The organism is Pedobacter sp. UC225_65 (assembly GCF_042698365.1).
Taxonomy (GTDB): domain Bacteria; phylum Bacteroidota; class Bacteroidia; order Sphingobacteriales; family Sphingobacteriaceae; genus Pedobacter.
In genome coordinates this window covers 2,887,286-2,901,608 of record NZ_CP170550.1, presented here as the reverse complement: position 1 = coordinate 2,901,608, position 14,323 = coordinate 2,887,286, and the positions used below count along the sequence as shown (strand labels likewise).

At 36.5% G+C, this 14,323-nt stretch carries 17 protein-coding genes and 1 pseudogene; 16 read left to right on the top strand and 2 right to left on the bottom strand.

Going from position 1 to position 14,323, the window contains the following annotated elements; translation table 11 throughout:
* Window positions 1–265 precede the first annotated feature (265 nt).
* Window positions 266–1,516 carry a methionine adenosyltransferase gene (gene metK / locus ACFJIZ_RS15215; protein ID WP_379085770.1) on the bottom strand — a complete coding sequence of 417 codons (1,251 nt, stop codon included), beginning with the start codon at window positions 1,514–1,516 and terminating at the stop codon, window positions 266–268.
* 301 nt (window positions 1,517–1,817) lie between these two features.
* Between metK and ACFJIZ_RS15210 the strand changes: the two genes are divergently transcribed.
* From ACFJIZ_RS15210 to ACFJIZ_RS15165, 10 genes and pseudogenes are all read left to right on the top strand, one after another.
* Window positions 1,818–2,624 carry a diacylglycerol/lipid kinase family protein gene (locus ACFJIZ_RS15210; protein WP_379085767.1) on the top strand — a complete coding sequence of 269 codons (807 nt, stop codon included), beginning with the start codon at window positions 1,818–1,820 and terminating at the stop codon, window positions 2,622–2,624.
* 17 nt (window positions 2,625–2,641) lie between these two features.
* The gene (locus ACFJIZ_RS15205) at window positions 2,642–2,998 is read left to right on the top strand and encodes a translation initiation factor (RefSeq protein ID WP_379085765.1); all 357 of its coding nucleotides are present in this window, start codon (window positions 2,642–2,644) and stop codon (window positions 2,996–2,998) included.
* 144 nt (window positions 2,999–3,142) lie between these two features.
* The gene (pckA, locus tag ACFJIZ_RS15200) at window positions 3,143–4,747 is read left to right on the top strand and encodes a phosphoenolpyruvate carboxykinase (ATP) (protein WP_379085762.1); all 1,605 of its coding nucleotides are present in this window, start codon (window positions 3,143–3,145) and stop codon (window positions 4,745–4,747) included.
* 293 nt (window positions 4,748–5,040) lie between these two features.
* Window positions 5,041–5,925, top strand: a pseudogene (locus tag ACFJIZ_RS15195) (MotA/TolQ/ExbB proton channel family protein).
* Between the two features lie 84 nt (window positions 5,926–6,009).
* Window positions 6,010–6,630, top strand: coding sequence for a biopolymer transporter ExbD (locus ACFJIZ_RS15190; RefSeq protein ID WP_379085759.1), 621 nt, complete (start codon window positions 6,010–6,012; stop codon window positions 6,628–6,630).
* A gap of 9 nt (window positions 6,631–6,639) precedes the next feature.
* Entirely contained in the window at window positions 6,640–7,188 is a 549-nt protein-coding gene (locus ACFJIZ_RS15185; protein WP_379085756.1) for an ExbD/TolR family protein, read from the top strand.
* A 32-nt stretch (window positions 7,189–7,220) separates the two neighbouring features.
* Window positions 7,221–8,039: an energy transducer TonB gene (locus ACFJIZ_RS15180; protein ID WP_379085753.1), complete on the top strand. Its 819-nt coding sequence runs from the start codon at window positions 7,221–7,223 to the stop codon at window positions 8,037–8,039.
* A gap of 6 nt (window positions 8,040–8,045) precedes the next feature.
* A complete protein-coding gene (locus tag ACFJIZ_RS15175; RefSeq protein ID WP_379085750.1) occupies window positions 8,046–8,285 on the top strand; it encodes a hypothetical protein in 240 nt (79 codons plus the stop codon).
* Complete coding sequence (locus tag ACFJIZ_RS15170; RefSeq protein WP_379085747.1) at window positions 8,286–9,191, top strand: substrate-binding domain-containing protein; 906 nt, start codon at window positions 8,286–8,288, stop codon at window positions 9,189–9,191.
* A 92-nt stretch (window positions 9,192–9,283) separates the two neighbouring features.
* Window positions 9,284–11,014 carry a hypothetical protein gene (locus ACFJIZ_RS15165; RefSeq protein WP_379085744.1) on the top strand — a complete coding sequence of 577 codons (1,731 nt, stop codon included), beginning with the start codon at window positions 9,284–9,286 and terminating at the stop codon, window positions 11,012–11,014.
* Window positions 11,015–11,084: 70 nt separating this feature from the next.
* Here ACFJIZ_RS15165 and ACFJIZ_RS15160 read toward each other — a convergent pair whose 3' ends face one another.
* Window positions 11,085–11,501: a helix-turn-helix transcriptional regulator gene (locus ACFJIZ_RS15160; RefSeq protein ID WP_379085742.1), complete on the bottom strand. Its 417-nt coding sequence runs from the start codon at window positions 11,499–11,501 to the stop codon at window positions 11,085–11,087.
* Window positions 11,502–11,725: 224 nt separating this feature from the next.
* Between ACFJIZ_RS15160 and ACFJIZ_RS15155 the strand changes: the two genes are divergently transcribed.
* The 6 genes from ACFJIZ_RS15155 (at window position 11,726) to ACFJIZ_RS15130 (ending at window position 14,320) form a co-directional block, all read left to right on the top strand.
* Complete coding sequence (locus ACFJIZ_RS15155) at window positions 11,726–11,971, top strand: hypothetical protein (RefSeq protein ID WP_379085739.1); 246 nt, start codon at window positions 11,726–11,728, stop codon at window positions 11,969–11,971.
* A 145-nt stretch (window positions 11,972–12,116) separates the two neighbouring features.
* Complete coding sequence (locus ACFJIZ_RS15150) at window positions 12,117–12,332, top strand: hypothetical protein (protein WP_379085737.1); 216 nt, start codon at window positions 12,117–12,119, stop codon at window positions 12,330–12,332.
* Window positions 12,333–12,442: 110 nt separating this feature from the next.
* Complete coding sequence (locus tag ACFJIZ_RS15145; protein WP_379085734.1) at window positions 12,443–12,724, top strand: hypothetical protein; 282 nt, start codon at window positions 12,443–12,445, stop codon at window positions 12,722–12,724.
* Between the two features lie 10 nt (window positions 12,725–12,734).
* Complete coding sequence (locus ACFJIZ_RS15140) at window positions 12,735–13,106, top strand: NADH-quinone oxidoreductase subunit A (RefSeq protein WP_379085731.1); 372 nt, start codon at window positions 12,735–12,737, stop codon at window positions 13,104–13,106.
* A gap of 171 nt (window positions 13,107–13,277) precedes the next feature.
* Complete coding sequence (locus tag ACFJIZ_RS15135) at window positions 13,278–13,820, top strand: NADH-quinone oxidoreductase subunit B (protein WP_055131193.1); 543 nt, start codon at window positions 13,278–13,280, stop codon at window positions 13,818–13,820.
* A complete protein-coding gene (locus tag ACFJIZ_RS15130) occupies window positions 13,820–14,320 on the top strand; it encodes an NADH-quinone oxidoreductase subunit C (protein ID WP_379085727.1) in 501 nt (166 codons plus the stop codon). Before ACFJIZ_RS15135 ends, ACFJIZ_RS15130 begins: the two co-directional genes overlap by 1 nt.
* The last annotated feature ends 3 nt before the right edge of the window (window positions 14,321–14,323 follow it).

The window sequence follows — 14,323 nt, the reverse complement described above, 5'->3', positions numbered from 1 at the left end:
ATTTTGGTTAAATTAAAATGGCCTAGGTTGATGCAGGTACTAGGCACTTTTACCTGTTGGGTTACAATATTGAGCGAGTGTTGGGGTTGGTATAAAATGTTAACCTTCAATAAGGTATGATTAAAGATAGGTTTTCCGATCTACATAAACAATCCAAAAAAGATTACCGTTTTGCTAAAGGAAAAAACCAAACCTTAAAAACTGTAGCACAAAAAAAGAGGGTATCTAAAAAGATACCCTCTTTTATAGATTTAAAATGAATTGCTTATAAAGCAAATGCGGCTTTAACCTGGTCAACGAAATCAAGTTTCTCCCAAGTAAATAACTCAACAGTTACAGTTTTTTCTTCACCATTAGGTGTTCTGAAAGTTTTGGTAACCGTTTCTGGTTTGCGGCCCATATGTCCATAAGCAGCAGTTTCGCTATAGATTGGGTTTCTCAATTTTAGACGTTGCTCAATAAAGTAAGGACGCATGTCAAATATGCCTTCAACAATCTTAGCAATTTCACCATCGGTCTTGTTCACTTTGCTAGTACCATAGGTATTGATATAGATTCCCATTGGTTGGGCAACACCTATTGCATAAGATACCTGTACCAAAATCTCTTCGGCTACACCTGCAGCCACAAGGTTTTTGGCAATGTGGCGTGTTGCATAAGCAGCACTTCTATCCACTTTGCTTGGATCTTTTCCAGAAAATGCGCCACCACCGTGTGCACCTTTGCCTCCGTAAGTATCAACGATAATTTTTCTGCCAGTTAAACCAGTATCGCCATGCGGCCCACCAATTACAAATTTACCAGTAGGGTTGATGTGGTATTGGATCTTGTCGTTAAACAAGTGTGCATATTGTGGATTGTTTTTGATGATCCTTGGAATAAGGATGTTAACCAAATCTTGTTTGATTTTTGCCAACATCTTGGCTTCCTCATCAAAATCATCATGTTGGGTAGAAATTACAATAGCATCGATGCGAACAGGTTTGTTGTTATCATCATATTCTAAAGTAACTTGAGATTTGGCATCAGGACGTAAATAGGTGATTTCCTTATTTTCACGTCTTAGCACTGCCAGCTCCTGTAATAATTTATGAGAAAGATCTAATGCCAAAGGCATAAAATCTTCGGTTTCATTGGTAGCATACCCAAACATCATCCCTTGGTCGCCCGCACCTTGTTCTTCTTTGTTGCTTCTGTCAACACCTTGGTTAATGTCTTGAGATTGCTCATGGATAGCAGATAAAATCCCACAAGAATTGGCTTCAAACATATATTCGCTTTTGGTGTAGCCAATTTTCTTGATTACATCTCTGGCAATTTGTTGTACATCTAAATAAGTTTTAGATTTTACCTCACCTGCTAAAATAACCTGACCAGTTGTTACTAAAGTTTCGCATGCAACTTTAGATTCGGTATCGAATGCTAGGAAGTTATCAATTAATGCGTCCGAAATTTGATCTGCAATTTTATCAGGATGGCCCTCAGATACAGATTCTGATGTAAATAAATACGACATTTTAAAATAATTATTTTTATAATAAACTTATTATTAAAATGGATTTTGATCCTGTAAACAGGCAGTAAAATGAAGTGTAGTAATGGTTAGCACTTTTTTTTACGTGGTTGCAATCCAGCTATATTCAATAGCATCGCAAATCAGTCCACCTTTAACAGCGCAAAATTACTATATATATTATTAATAGTCAAAAAATATCAATTATTTTGTGCTACCTAAAAATCGACAAGTTGTTAAAAGCAAATATCTTATTTATCATAAATCCCATTTCTGGCGGTAAAAAGAAGTCTAAGACTCCGGATTGATAGATACTTATTTGGACAAGACCAAATTTAGCCCGAATTACAGTTATACCGAATATATTGGTCATGCCGCCGAGCTGGCAGAAGAGGCTGCAGCCAAAAATTTTGATGTCATTGTAGCGGTTGGTGGCGATGGCACCATTAATGAAATTGCGGCAAAGGTGATGCAATATAAAAAGGTGCTTGGAATTATACCTTTTGGCTCTGGAAATGGCCTGGCCAGATTTTTGAAAATACCATTGTCCACAAAAAAAGCAATTGAGGTGATCAATGGGTTTAAACTCCAGTTGGTGGATACGGCAACCTTGAACGAGAAATTCTTTTTTAACATGGCGGGTATGGGTTTTGATGCGCACATCAGTTCGGTATTTGCAGGTAATAAAAGTAGGGGACTAAAAGGATACATAGAGATGGGATTGAAAGAAATCACCTCTTACCAGCCACAAAGTTATACGATTGAGGTTGATGGTGTAAGTTATACCAGGGCTGCTTTTGTAGTGAGTATTGCCAATTCATCCCAATATGGAAATAATGTGTATATCTCCCCCAAATCTTCACTTACCGATGGTTTATTAGATGTCTGTATCATCAAACCCTTCCCATTGTATAAGATTCCGGTTTTGGCCTACCATATGATACGAGCTACAACCGATCGATCAGATATGGTAGAGATCATCAGAGGCAAAAAAATCAAGATCATCAGGACAAAAGAAGATTCTATCCATATTGATGGCGAACCATTTTTTATGGGGAAGGAAATAGAAATAACTGTTGTTCCGTTATCATTAAACATCATTACCAATTAACCATTGAACATCAGACTATGGCCAATCCCAAGAAAAAGATCCTAAATGATTTTGGTGGAATTATGTATTCTACCGACCCCTCTTTTGTTTATGAGGATGAAACTGCTGCAACAGAAGAAAACCTGAGCAATGCCCAACAAGATCTGAGGGTAATGTTGGACCGTAAAAATAGAGGTGGCAAAGCGGTAACCCTAATTACAGGTTTTAAAGGGAGTGACGCACAATTGACAGATTTGGCTAAAATGCTGAAAACCAAATGTGGGGTGGGTGGCGCAGCCAAAGATGGTGAGATTTTGATACAGGGCGATTTCAGGGAAAAGGTATTTTTGTTGCTCCAGAAGGAAGGTTTCAAGGTTAAAAAATCTGGAGGTTAAATCATTGTTAAATTTTAGATTAACATTTTGATTTATAGCTTATTACATGTTAGTGTATTTGCCACAATAAGTAAAATTTTTCCTCAAAATTCGTATTTTTTGCATTAATATCTCCTTAGCTTTGCGGCATACAAATCAAAAAGTATGAGCAAGATTAATGTAAAGCAGCCAGATTTAAGCTACCTAAATCTAAATGCCAAAACAATCAAATATCAGCTAAGTGTGGCTGAACTAGTAGAAGAAGCCTTAAAAAATGGCGAGGGAACACTAGCAGATACAGGTGCACTAGCCGTAGACACCGGAAAATTTACAGGTCGTTCTCCAAAAGACCGTTTTATCGTTAGCGACGAAATAACCGAAAATGCAGTATGGTGGGGTGATGTGAACATTAAAATCAGTCAGGAGCATTTCAATGGCCTGTTTGAAAAGGTAACCAAACACCTGAGCGAAAAACAGATTTACGTTAGAGATGCTTATGCTTGTGCTGATGAGCATTATAAAACTACCATCCGTGTAGTTACTGAACATGCTTTCCAAAATCTATTTGCCAATAACCTCTTTTTAAGATTTGAACAAGACCAATTGCCAGAAAAGACAGAATGGACCATTATAGCGGCACCATCGTTTTTGGCCGATCCAGCAGTTGATGGCACGCGACAAGCCAACTTCTCTATTCTAAACTTTTCTAAAAAGATCATTTTGATTGGAGGTACAGCTTACACAGGTGAAATTAAAAAGGGGATCTTCTCTGTCTTGAACTTTATTCTACCAGAGCAGAAACAGACCTTATCTATGCATTGCTCAGCCAACGTGGGCGCAGATGGAGATACAGCTATTTTCTTTGGCCTATCGGGTACTGGTAAAACAACTTTGTCTGCAGACCCAAATAGGGGCTTGATCGGAGATGATGAACACGGGTGGAGCGAAGATTCGGTATTTAATTTCGAAGGTGGGTGTTATGCCAAATGTGTAGACCTAACTGCTGAGAAAGAACCACAGAGTCTTAATGCGATCAAATTCGGGTCATTGTTAGAGAATATCAACTATGAAGCAGGTACGCGCCATGTTGATTTTGCGAATATCGAGAAAACAGAAAACACAAGGGTAGCTTATCCTATCCATTATATAGACAATGCGGTTCTCCCTTCGGTGGCTAAAGGACCAAAAAATATATTTTTCTTAACTGCAGATGCATTTGGGGTACTGCCACCGATCTCAAAACTGACACCAGGACAGGCCATGTTCCACTTTATATCTGGCTATACCGCTAAGGTTGCAGGCACTGAAGCAGGTGTTACCGAACCACAATTGACCTTCTCTGCTTGTTTTGGTAAAGCATTTTTGCCATTGCACCCAGCTAAATATGCCAAATTGTTGGGAGAGAAGATGGAAAAACACCAAGTAAATGTATGGTTGGTAAATACCGGATGGAGCGGCGGCCCCTATGGAGTTGGTAACAGGATGAAATTGAGCTATACGAGAGCAATGATCTCTGCAGCATTAAATGGAAGTCTGGCCCAAGAAGAATTTGTAGAACATCCAGTTTTTGGTTTATTGATGCCAAAGAACTGCCCAGGTGTTCCATCAGAAATTCTGAACCCAAAAAATACATGGAGCAGTGCACAAAATTACGACCATAAAGCGAATGAACTGGCCGCAGCATTTTTAAATAATTTTAAACAATTTGAAGAGTTTGCCAGTCAAGAAATTAAAAATGCACTTCCAAAAGTTGTTGAAAACGTGTTTTAGTTCATTTTTTTCACTTAAAATTTGCTTTTAATTAAATTTTTAGTTTTAATTGCGAAAGATTGTCTCGACAAAGGCAATCTTTTTTAGTTATGCACCTTTTTGCTCGATTGAAAAAAAGAGCTTAACGTAACGAATTAATTGTGTAACGATTATTTAATTTGTAATTTAAATCAAAGTTATAAATTTGTTATCGCAACAATCGGTTTCATTAAACGTTGTGTGTATTACTATAATAATTTAAATATTTTATCTAAATTTAAAAACAAGTACTAAAACTAAAAAATTAAAAAAAAATGGCAAACGCACCAAAACCAACAACAGTTAAAAAAGAGAGTTCTTCAACTGCATCTAATTTATTTGCAACTCTTGTAATTCCAATTTGTATCCTTATCGGGGTATCACTATTTATTTTTGTATTGGGTAAACCATCAAACTTCATCATTGATGATGCAGTTGCAAAAGCAAACAGTACCGTATCATTAGCTTTTTACAATGATGATACAACTCACATCTTACCTCACGTTGGTAACTATGGTGGTATGGCTTACAAAGGTGGATTTATCGTTCCAATTCTAATGGGTATGCTTTTAATGGTATTCGTATTCTCAATTGAGCGTTTAATTGTAATTGGTAAAGCAACAGGTAAAGGAAGTTTAGATTCTTTCGTTAAAAAAATTCAATCGTTATTGAGCGCTGGTAACATTGCAGCAGCTTCAGCAGAATGCGATAAACAAGAAGGTTCAGTAGCAAACGTAATCAAATCTGGTTTGAAAAAATACAGTGAGATGGAAACTGAGCAGAACATGGATACAGATTAGAAATGTTTAGCGATCCAAAAAGATATCGAAGAGGCTACTTCATTAGAAATGCCAATGTTAGAGCAAAACTTAACGATCATCGCTACTTTGGTATCGGTAGGTACGTTAATGGGTCTATTGGGTACAGTAACAGGTATGATCAAGGCATTTGGTGGTTTGGCTAACTCTGGAGCACCAGATCAAGCAGCACTAGCAACTGGTATCTCTGAGGCTTTGATCAATACAGCAACAGGTATTGGTACTTCAACCCTTGCGATCATCATGTATAACATCTTGACTTCTAAAATCGATAAATTGACTTACGCTATTGATGAGGCTGGTTTTAGCATCATCCAAACTTACGCTAGTACACATAAATAAAAATTATTTTAATTTTTTTTTACCGGCTTTATGGAAAACCGGAAGAATTAACATCATTAATTAAAATATTATAATTTTTATATTATGCCTAGAGTAAAAGTTCCAAGAAAAAGTACGGCAGTAGACATGACCGCGATGTGCGATGTGGCTTTCTTGTTGTTAACTTTCTTTATTTTAACGGCAACTTCACGTCAACCAGATCCATTAGACGTTAAACTTCCATCTTCTACGGTTACATTTAAAGTACCGGATAAAGATTTAGCAATATTAACTGTTGGTAAAGGGAAAGTATTCATGGAGATCATTGGTCAAGATGTGAAAAAGCTGACCTTGCAAAAAATGGCCCAGATCTATGGTCAAAGCTTTACTGAAGATGAACTTAAAAGATTTGGTGTAGTAACCTCTTTTGGTGTGCCATTTCAAAATTTGAAACAGTTTATCAACATGAATGGTGATCAACGTTCAAAATTTGAAAAACAGTTTAATGGTATCCCTACAGACTCAACTAGAACTGGCCAATTGTTTCAATGGGTTGAGCAATCTCGTAGAGCTACAGCAGAACTACATAATGTAGATATGCGTATCAGTATCAAAGGAGATGCAGATGAAGAATATGAGACTGTTAGAAAGATAGTAGATGTACTTCAGAAACAAAAAATTAACAAATTTAGTTTAATCACATCAGCCGAAGCTGCTGCTAAATAACATAACGACATGGCAGAATTAGATACCTCCAGCGGGGGTGGTAAAGGTGGTAAAGTAAGAAGTAAAAAACAGTCTACACGTGTAGATTTGACCGCGATGGTTGATTTGGCGTTCTTGTTGATTACCTTCTTTATGTTGACCACATCTTTATCTAAACCATTAGCAATGGACATTGCTAAACCCGATAAGGATGAAAAGAATAAAGAGAACAAGCTTGAACTGAAAGCTTCACAGACAATGACTATCCTTTTGGGAAAAAACAATAAGGTAGCATGGTATATGGGTGAAGCAGGAAAGTCTGCACCTACAATTGAAGGCTTTGCAGATGTGCAAAAATCTTTATTGAAGAACAAAGAATTAGTAAAAACTACTTTTGGTGGTAAAGACATTATCGTAATTATCAAACCTGTTAAAGGTTCTACGTATAAAAACTTCGTTGATATTATGGATTTGTTGAACATTACCAAAACAAATATCAGCGCTCCGGCAATTGACGACGATCCTACTCATTTAATGGATAGTGAGATACAGGCGATGAAACAGGGTGGGATTTATTAACGAGTATTAACAATTAAAATATTAAGCAATGTTTGGATCTTAAGATAGATTTATTTAAAAGAGAATGGCTTGATGTTGTATTTGCTAAAAAGAACAAGAACTACGGTGCTTATGAGCTTCGTCAAACAAGTGCTTCAAATACAACCAAATCATTATTTATTGCATCAACAATATTTATACTGCTTTTCTTAGCGCCTAAGATTTACGCTTTGATAGCTGGTATATTACCAGAGCCACCTCCAGAGAAGATGACCGAGGTAGTGATGCAAGAACCACCTCCAATTAACCCAGAGGTGAAAACACCGCCACCAGTGGATCCACCACCACCAAAAGAGGATCAGATTAAATTCCCTCCTCCAGTGGTAAAACCGGATAACGAGGTGCGTGATGAAGAACCACCTAAGTTGGAAGAACTTAAAGTGGCTTCTCCGGGGCAAAAAACAGTTGAAGGTGACCCAAATGCGGACATCGTACAGATTGGCCCAGTTGGTGAAGGACCGAAACAAGCAGTTGTTGTAGAGGATAACGCGGTATATACCTTCCAGGCAATGGAAAACCCGCCAACGTATCCAGGTGGAGTTGAGCAGTTTTATAAGACCGTGTTTAATGCGGTTGTGTTCCCTCCAATGGCTTCTGATAACAATATCTCAGGTACAGTTGTAGTATCATTCACTATCGAAAAAGATGGTACAATGGCCAACTTTAATGTAGATAAGAAGTTAGGATACGGTACAGACGAGGCAGCAATTAAGGCGTTGAAAGCTGCTAAACGTTGGAATCCAGGGATGCAAAACGGTAAACCGGTAAAAGTTAAATTCAATATTCCTATTAAATTTAGCTTGCAACAATAATAAAAGATGTTTAATCTGAATTATTTCAAACAGAAATCGCCTCAACAGCGATTTCTGTTTATTTTAGGCCTAACCATGATGCTGATCTATCTTGGAATAGGTATTGTAATCATTTTCTTTAACAGCTTACTTCCTATTGATCCAGAGAAGTTTCCAAAGCAATATCAGGTTGCATTTGGAGTTGTATTGATTGTATATGCCGCATTAAGGTTTGGTCGTTTAATTAACCAAAAGGATACTGAGTAAATGAGAAATTTAAGTTTTGTTTTTATATGTTTAGCATTTGTAGCTTGTAATAGAGGTGCAAAAAAGGATAAGGTAATAGAAACAAGAACTTCAGGCACAACTGAACTTTTGGTTGACGAATCATTTGCACGTATTCTGGATGACCAGATTATGGTGTTTAAAAGTGATTATCCAGATGCAACGGTTAAGACAGTTTTAGGAAATGAAAACAAGATTTTGCCCGATTTTTTAAACGGCAAAATCAAGATGGTTATCTTGTCAAGGATGTTAAAGCCTGATGAAGAACGGTACTATAAACAAAAGCAAGTACCCATCTATACAGATAGGTTTGCAATTGATGGCATTGCCTTGATTACAAATGCAGCCAATATAGATACGAATATTACGGTTAATGAAGTATTCGATATGATGAAGGGAACTTCAAAAGGCGATAGAAAACTGGTATTTGATAATGCGTATTCAAGTACTGTAAGATATTTTACAGATTCGGCCAAAGTAAAGGAGTTGCCAAAATCTGGAGTTTATACCTTGAAGACCAACAACGATGTGATTAAATATGTTGCAGAACATAAAGATTATATTGGTGTGGTGGGTGTAAATTGGTTATTAGAGAATAATGCAGATATTTTGCCTTATCTACCAAAGGTAAAAATGATGGGCGTAAAGAACGTAGAAGGTAAAAAAGGTGGTGATGCTTTTTATAAGCCAACACAAAATAATTTAATAAATGGAATTTATCCTTTTTTAAGAAATATTTATATTATAAATTGCGAGGGCAGAGATGGTTTAGGCACAGGATTTGCAAATTGGTTAACTAGTCCTCGTGGACAGTTAATTGTACTCAAATCTGGACTAGGTCCACATAAGATGCTATCAAGGGAATTTAACATAAGAAAAACGAATTAAATTTTATATTAAACTAAGGAAAAAAACGTTGCTGTAGCAGAACCAGATAATAGGCTCAACAATAGTTATTTCGATTAAAACAAATGATGACAATGAAAATGATTAAGAAAGCAATAACCTTAACTTTAGGTTTGGTAATGATAGGTGCTGCCTCATTTGCTCAAAGTTTAGCCGACGCGAAGAAAGCTATAGATGCAGAACAGTACCAGAAAGCTACATCAATGCTTAAGACATTGATCAATTCGAATGCGAAAGAGGGAGAGAATTATTTTAATCTTGGTAATGTTTATTTATTAACAGACGATATCGACTCTGCAAGAGCAGTTTTCACGAATGGTGTGACTGCCAGTCCAAAATATGCATTGAATTATGTTGGTTTAGGACATGCAGACCTAAAATCTAAAAACCCTACTTCAGCAAAAACAAATTTTGATAAAGCGATAGAATTAGGTGCTAAAAACTATCAGACTTATTTAGCTATAGGTAAATCTTATTTAGAGCAAGAAGTTCCTGATTATAATGCTGCACTTCCTAATTTGCAGAAGGCAGATGAGCTAGATGCTAAAGACAAAGATCCAGAAACTTTCTTGGCTTTGGGCGATTTTTATGCCATGCAAATAGGTAAAAACTCTGAGGCTTATCCATGGTATTTGAGAGCTTTGGATGTGAATCCTAACCTTACACGTGCAATTGTGCAGATTGGAAGAATGTACAGACAAGCGTATTCTTTCCCAGATGCTGCGGATCAAATTCAAAAAGCAATTGCCATTGATGCCAATTATGGTCCTGCTTATCGTGAACTTGCAGAAAATGATCAACAATGGTCTCGTGCTGCAGATGTGAAAGACAGAGAAGCAAAAAGAGCTGCGTCTTTAGCTAACATGAGAAAATACTTAGATTTAACTGATAAATCTGTTGATTCTCGTATCCGTTATGCACAGTTTTTAGTATATGCTAATGATTACGCAACACTAGAAAAAGAAGTAGCTACTTTAAATGTAGAGGCTAGCAATCCAAAAAGCTTTTTGGTAACCCGTTTGCGTGGTTATTCAGCAGTTGAGAACAAAAACTTCGCTGCTGGTGTAAAATATATGAACGAATTGTTTGCCAGAAAACAAGATGCTGCTCGTATTTTAGGTGAAGATTACCTGATGTTAGGTAGAGCATTACAAGGAACTGGTAATGATAGTTTGGCTGTAATGAATATCGCTAAAGCTGTTGCAATGGATTCTACTAAAGCTGAAGAATTAGCAGGACTTGGCAAAAAACTATATGAAGCCAAGAACTATAAATTATCAGCTGAGGCTTATAAAATAAGTATTAAGGCTAATTCCAAAAACCCTAACATCGCAAATAATTATTATTATTTAGGTTTAGCTGATTATTTTGCCTATTCATATCCTGCACCAGGTACAACACCTGATAAAAATGTACTAGTGGAAGCAGATTCAGCTTTTGCTAAAGTAAATCAACTAGCACCAGGGCACGATATTGATGCTGCTTATTTATTTCAAGCTCGTATTGGTAAAATCCTTGATGATAAGGAAGCTCCAAAAGGATTAGCTGTTCCTCATTATTTAAAATATATTGAAGTTTTAACGGTTACAAGACCTGAAAAAGCAACTACTCCTGCTAATATTAAGAATCTAATTGATGCTTATAACTGGTTGGGTTCATATTACTCAGCTAATGATAAAGATAAAGCTATTGAATATTTAAATAAGACTTTAGCTCTTGATCCGCAGAATGCCTATGCGATACAATCTTTAAAGATTTTAAACACACCAGCAGCTGCACCGGCTAAAAAAGCTCCAATTAAGTAATTATAACTAATTGATAAATGAAAAGGCAAGATTTTTTAATCTTGCCTTTTTTTGTGGTGTTATTTTATAACTAATCAAACTTAAGATGCTGCTTAAGTTCATCTATTTTGTTGTCTTTTCTAAGCACCTTAGCTTCTAATTCCTTTATTCGGTCTTCTTGTTGCTTTAATACATTTAACATGAGCAACCATTCTCTTTTATTAACTAAAATTGATTCATTGCCCTCACTTGTTTGAATGTCGCTAGTCAAGTTTGGTTTGTTATGAAGGAATGCTTCTATGGGCTTGCCTAATATTCTGGATATTTCTATCAGTCGATCCATTGAAATCTTAATTTCTCCTGCTTCAATTCGTTGATAGGTGCTTTGGGTAATACCCAATTGACTAGCCATATATTCTTGTGTATAGCAAATCTCATTTCTATAACGGCGTATTTCCTCGTTACAATAAACCAATTTCATTTCGTTGCGGGTTAATTTAGGTAGCATAGTTTACAAGTTGAAATTATTTTAGTAAGGGGTTGCGCATAAAGTTATGCGCAATGAACATTTTTATATGCAGTAAATAATAAACAATCAGACTTTTCAAGGTTAACTTTATAATTAATAGTTTAGTTGATTTTCGGTAGAACGAATATCAACAAATATTAGTATCACTTAATGTGGTCAGCATAATTAGCCTAAATTTTTAAAAACCATTTAAAAACAAAACAATGAAAAAAGTAAATTTATTAAGTAAGATCCAAATGAAAAAAGTTTTAGGAGGTAATCGTGTCGCAGTTATGGGATGTGAAAGTACACTTCAATGTCCTAGCGATCAATGGTGTTGCACAGACATGAGTGATCCGTCAACTGTTGGGCCTAAAAAATGTCAAACCCCTGTCTTGGAGCTTTGGCCAGATATTCCAGGTAGTCCTGGAGGTACTTATCCTGCATGTCCAGGTGGTGGATGGGAATAACATATCTCATTAGAATAGGTAATTGAAGGTAGGTTTACTTTTATTTCTGCCTTTTTTGCTGTTACTACTTTTGACCGAGGTTATCTGTCAGTTTTTTTGATTTGTATAATGAATAAATTGTATTAACCTAATTAAAATAAAACATATGAAAAAGACCAATTTATTAAGCAGAGCAGAGCTCAGAAAGGTGATAGGTGGGCAAGAGATGATAGATGACATTGACACAAAGTGTTGGGATGAGTGTTTGGAAGGACCTGGAGATATCGAAGGGATGTGTACGGGTGGACTTTCTTGCATCAAAGTACCAACAGAAGGTTGTTTTGAGCCGTATGTGCCAAGAAAATGCAGGCATTTGGTTTAGCCCAGGCATTGTATAAAATCGTATTTGGCTAGGGTTAAAAATTTACCAATGCTTTTTGAGTTCTAAGGTGAATAGGTTAAATTGGATTAACCTAACCAAAATTTAAGCATATGAAAAAGACCAATTTACTCAGCAAGGCTGAAATGAAAAAAGTATTAGGAGGTAATGGAGGTTGCTCCGTGTATTGTCCAATGGGCGATGCCTGTTGTGATGCTCACCAAAGTGGCGGACCTATTTGTGGATGTACTTCTACGATGTTGGAGATCCTGCATCTTGCTCGCCTCCACTTGGTAATAGTTACTCGTGCAGTGTATAAGGATATAAACAGTAATTTACCCAAATATAAAAAGGCAGGATTTGTAATCCTGCCTTTTTATATTAATTTTGCCTAAAATAATTGATATGGAAACGCAAAGTTCGGCACAAGATTTTTTACCTATTATATTTCAAGTTATTGTTGCCTTAGGGTTTGTAGTGGTTACTTTGTTCGCTACACACTTTTTAGGTCCAAAACGTAAAACCAACGATAAGCTGTCTACTTTCGAGGCAGGTGTTAAGGTTGTAGGTAATGCGCGTCAGCCATTTTCTATCAAGTATTTTTTAGTGGCCATTCTTTTTGTGCTGTTTGACGTAGAGGTCATCTTTATGTATCCTTGGGCAGTAAATTTTAGAGACTTAGGTTGGCCAGGCATAATTGAGATGTTCATCTTTATGGGAACACTTTTATTAGGTTTTATCTATATTTTAAAGAAAAAAGCATTAGACTGGAACTAATCAGTTGTCAGTTTTTAGTTAACAGTTATTACCGGTAACTGAGAATCGGAAACCGAAAACTACTTTATTTAGATTGGTTCTAAATGCCAATCGTATCATTCATTTGCTTTTAAAATATTGTAGATTTGTTGCTTATTCTCTATTAGGAATAAGCATTTTTTGTTTAATAACATGAGTGAAATCAACATAGTAGATGCGCCACCAGGTATAGAAGGCTCAGGCTTTTTTGCTACTTCCCTAGATAAGGTTATTGGTTTGGCACGTTCACATTCATTATGGCCGTTGCCGTTTGCTACTTCATGCTGCGGTATCGAGTTTATGGCAACAATGGGTTCGCATTACGATTTTGGTCGTTTTGGTGCAGAAAGATTAAGTTTTTCTCCTCGCCAAGCCGATCTTTTAATGGTAATGGGCACCATTGCCAAAAAAATGGCGCCAGTTTTAAAACAGGTTTATTTACAGATGGCAGAACCACGTTGGGTAATTGCTGTTGGTGCTTGTGCATCAAGTGGAGGTATTTTCGATACTTATTCTGTATTACAAGGAATAGATGAGATTATCCCTGTTGATGTTTACGTTCCAGGCTGTCCTCCACGTCCAGAGGCTATTTTAGATGGCTTTGGAAAAATCCAGGAATTGGTAAAGAACGAATCGGGCAGAAGAAGATATTCTGATCAGTATAAACAAATGTTGGCTTCTTACGGAATAGAATAATGGCTAAAGCAACAAATACAGAAATTATTGATCTGCTTGGCGAGAAATTTGGCGAGCAGCTTTTTGATGTAACAGAACCTTATGGCTTGCTTACCTTTTCGACAACAAAAGACAAAGTCATCAATGTTTTGTCTTTCTTGAAAGAAAATGGAAAGATCAATTTCAATTTCCTGACAGATCTAACGGCAGTTCATTATCCTGAAAAGAACCAATTGGCTGTAGTTTATCATCTGCACAGTATGGTAAGTGGCATCAGATTGAGATTAAAGGTTTTTATCCACGAAAATGAACCGACCATTCCAACTGCATCTGCATTATGGAATTCGGCCAACTGGATGGAAAGAGAAACTTACGACTTTTTTGGGGTGAAATTTGAAGGACATCCTGACCTAAGAAGAATTTTAAATATGGACGATTTAGGTGTACACCCTATGCTTAAACAATATCCATTGGAAGACCCGAACAGAGTTGATAAAAAAGACGAATATTTTGGTAGATAAGAA

What these genes read in the sequence shown, in the direction of transcription:
- ACFJIZ_RS15155 (WP_379085739.1), top strand. Translation starts at nt 11,726, where the DNA reads ATGAAAAAAGTAAATTTATTAAGTAAGATCCAAATGAAAAAAGTTTTA.
- ACFJIZ_RS15130 (WP_379085727.1), top strand. Translation starts at nt 13,820, where the DNA reads ATGGCTAAAGCAACAAATACAGAAATTATTGATCTGCTTGGCGAGAAA.
- ACFJIZ_RS15175 (WP_379085750.1), top strand. Translation starts at nt 8,046, where the DNA reads ATGTTTAATCTGAATTATTTCAAACAGAAATCGCCTCAACAGCGATTT.
- ACFJIZ_RS15170 (WP_379085747.1), top strand. Translation starts at nt 8,286, where the DNA reads ATGAGAAATTTAAGTTTTGTTTTTATATGTTTAGCATTTGTAGCTTGT.
- ACFJIZ_RS15160 (WP_379085742.1), bottom strand. Translation starts at nt 11,501, where the DNA reads ATGCTACCTAAATTAACCCGCAACGAAATGAAATTGGTTTATTGTAAC.
- pckA (WP_379085762.1), top strand. Translation starts at nt 3,143, where the DNA reads ATGAGCAAGATTAATGTAAAGCAGCCAGATTTAAGCTACCTAAATCTA.
- ACFJIZ_RS15165 (WP_379085744.1), top strand. Translation starts at nt 9,284, where the DNA reads ATGAAAATGATTAAGAAAGCAATAACCTTAACTTTAGGTTTGGTAATG.
- metK (WP_379085770.1), bottom strand. Translation starts at nt 1,516, where the DNA reads ATGTCGTATTTATTTACATCAGAATCTGTATCTGAGGGCCATCCTGAT.
- ACFJIZ_RS15205 (WP_379085765.1), top strand. Translation starts at nt 2,642, where the DNA reads ATGGCCAATCCCAAGAAAAAGATCCTAAATGATTTTGGTGGAATTATG.
- ACFJIZ_RS15150 (WP_379085737.1), top strand. Translation starts at nt 12,117, where the DNA reads ATGAAAAAGACCAATTTATTAAGCAGAGCAGAGCTCAGAAAGGTGATA.
- ACFJIZ_RS15135 (WP_055131193.1), top strand. Translation starts at nt 13,278, where the DNA reads ATGAGTGAAATCAACATAGTAGATGCGCCACCAGGTATAGAAGGCTCA.
- ACFJIZ_RS15185 (WP_379085756.1), top strand. Translation starts at nt 6,640, where the DNA reads ATGGCAGAATTAGATACCTCCAGCGGGGGTGGTAAAGGTGGTAAAGTA.
- ACFJIZ_RS15140 (WP_379085731.1), top strand. Translation starts at nt 12,735, where the DNA reads ATGGAAACGCAAAGTTCGGCACAAGATTTTTTACCTATTATATTTCAA.
- ACFJIZ_RS15190 (WP_379085759.1), top strand. Translation starts at nt 6,010, where the DNA reads ATGCCTAGAGTAAAAGTTCCAAGAAAAAGTACGGCAGTAGACATGACC.
- ACFJIZ_RS15145 (WP_379085734.1), top strand. Translation starts at nt 12,443, where the DNA reads ATGAAAAAGACCAATTTACTCAGCAAGGCTGAAATGAAAAAAGTATTA.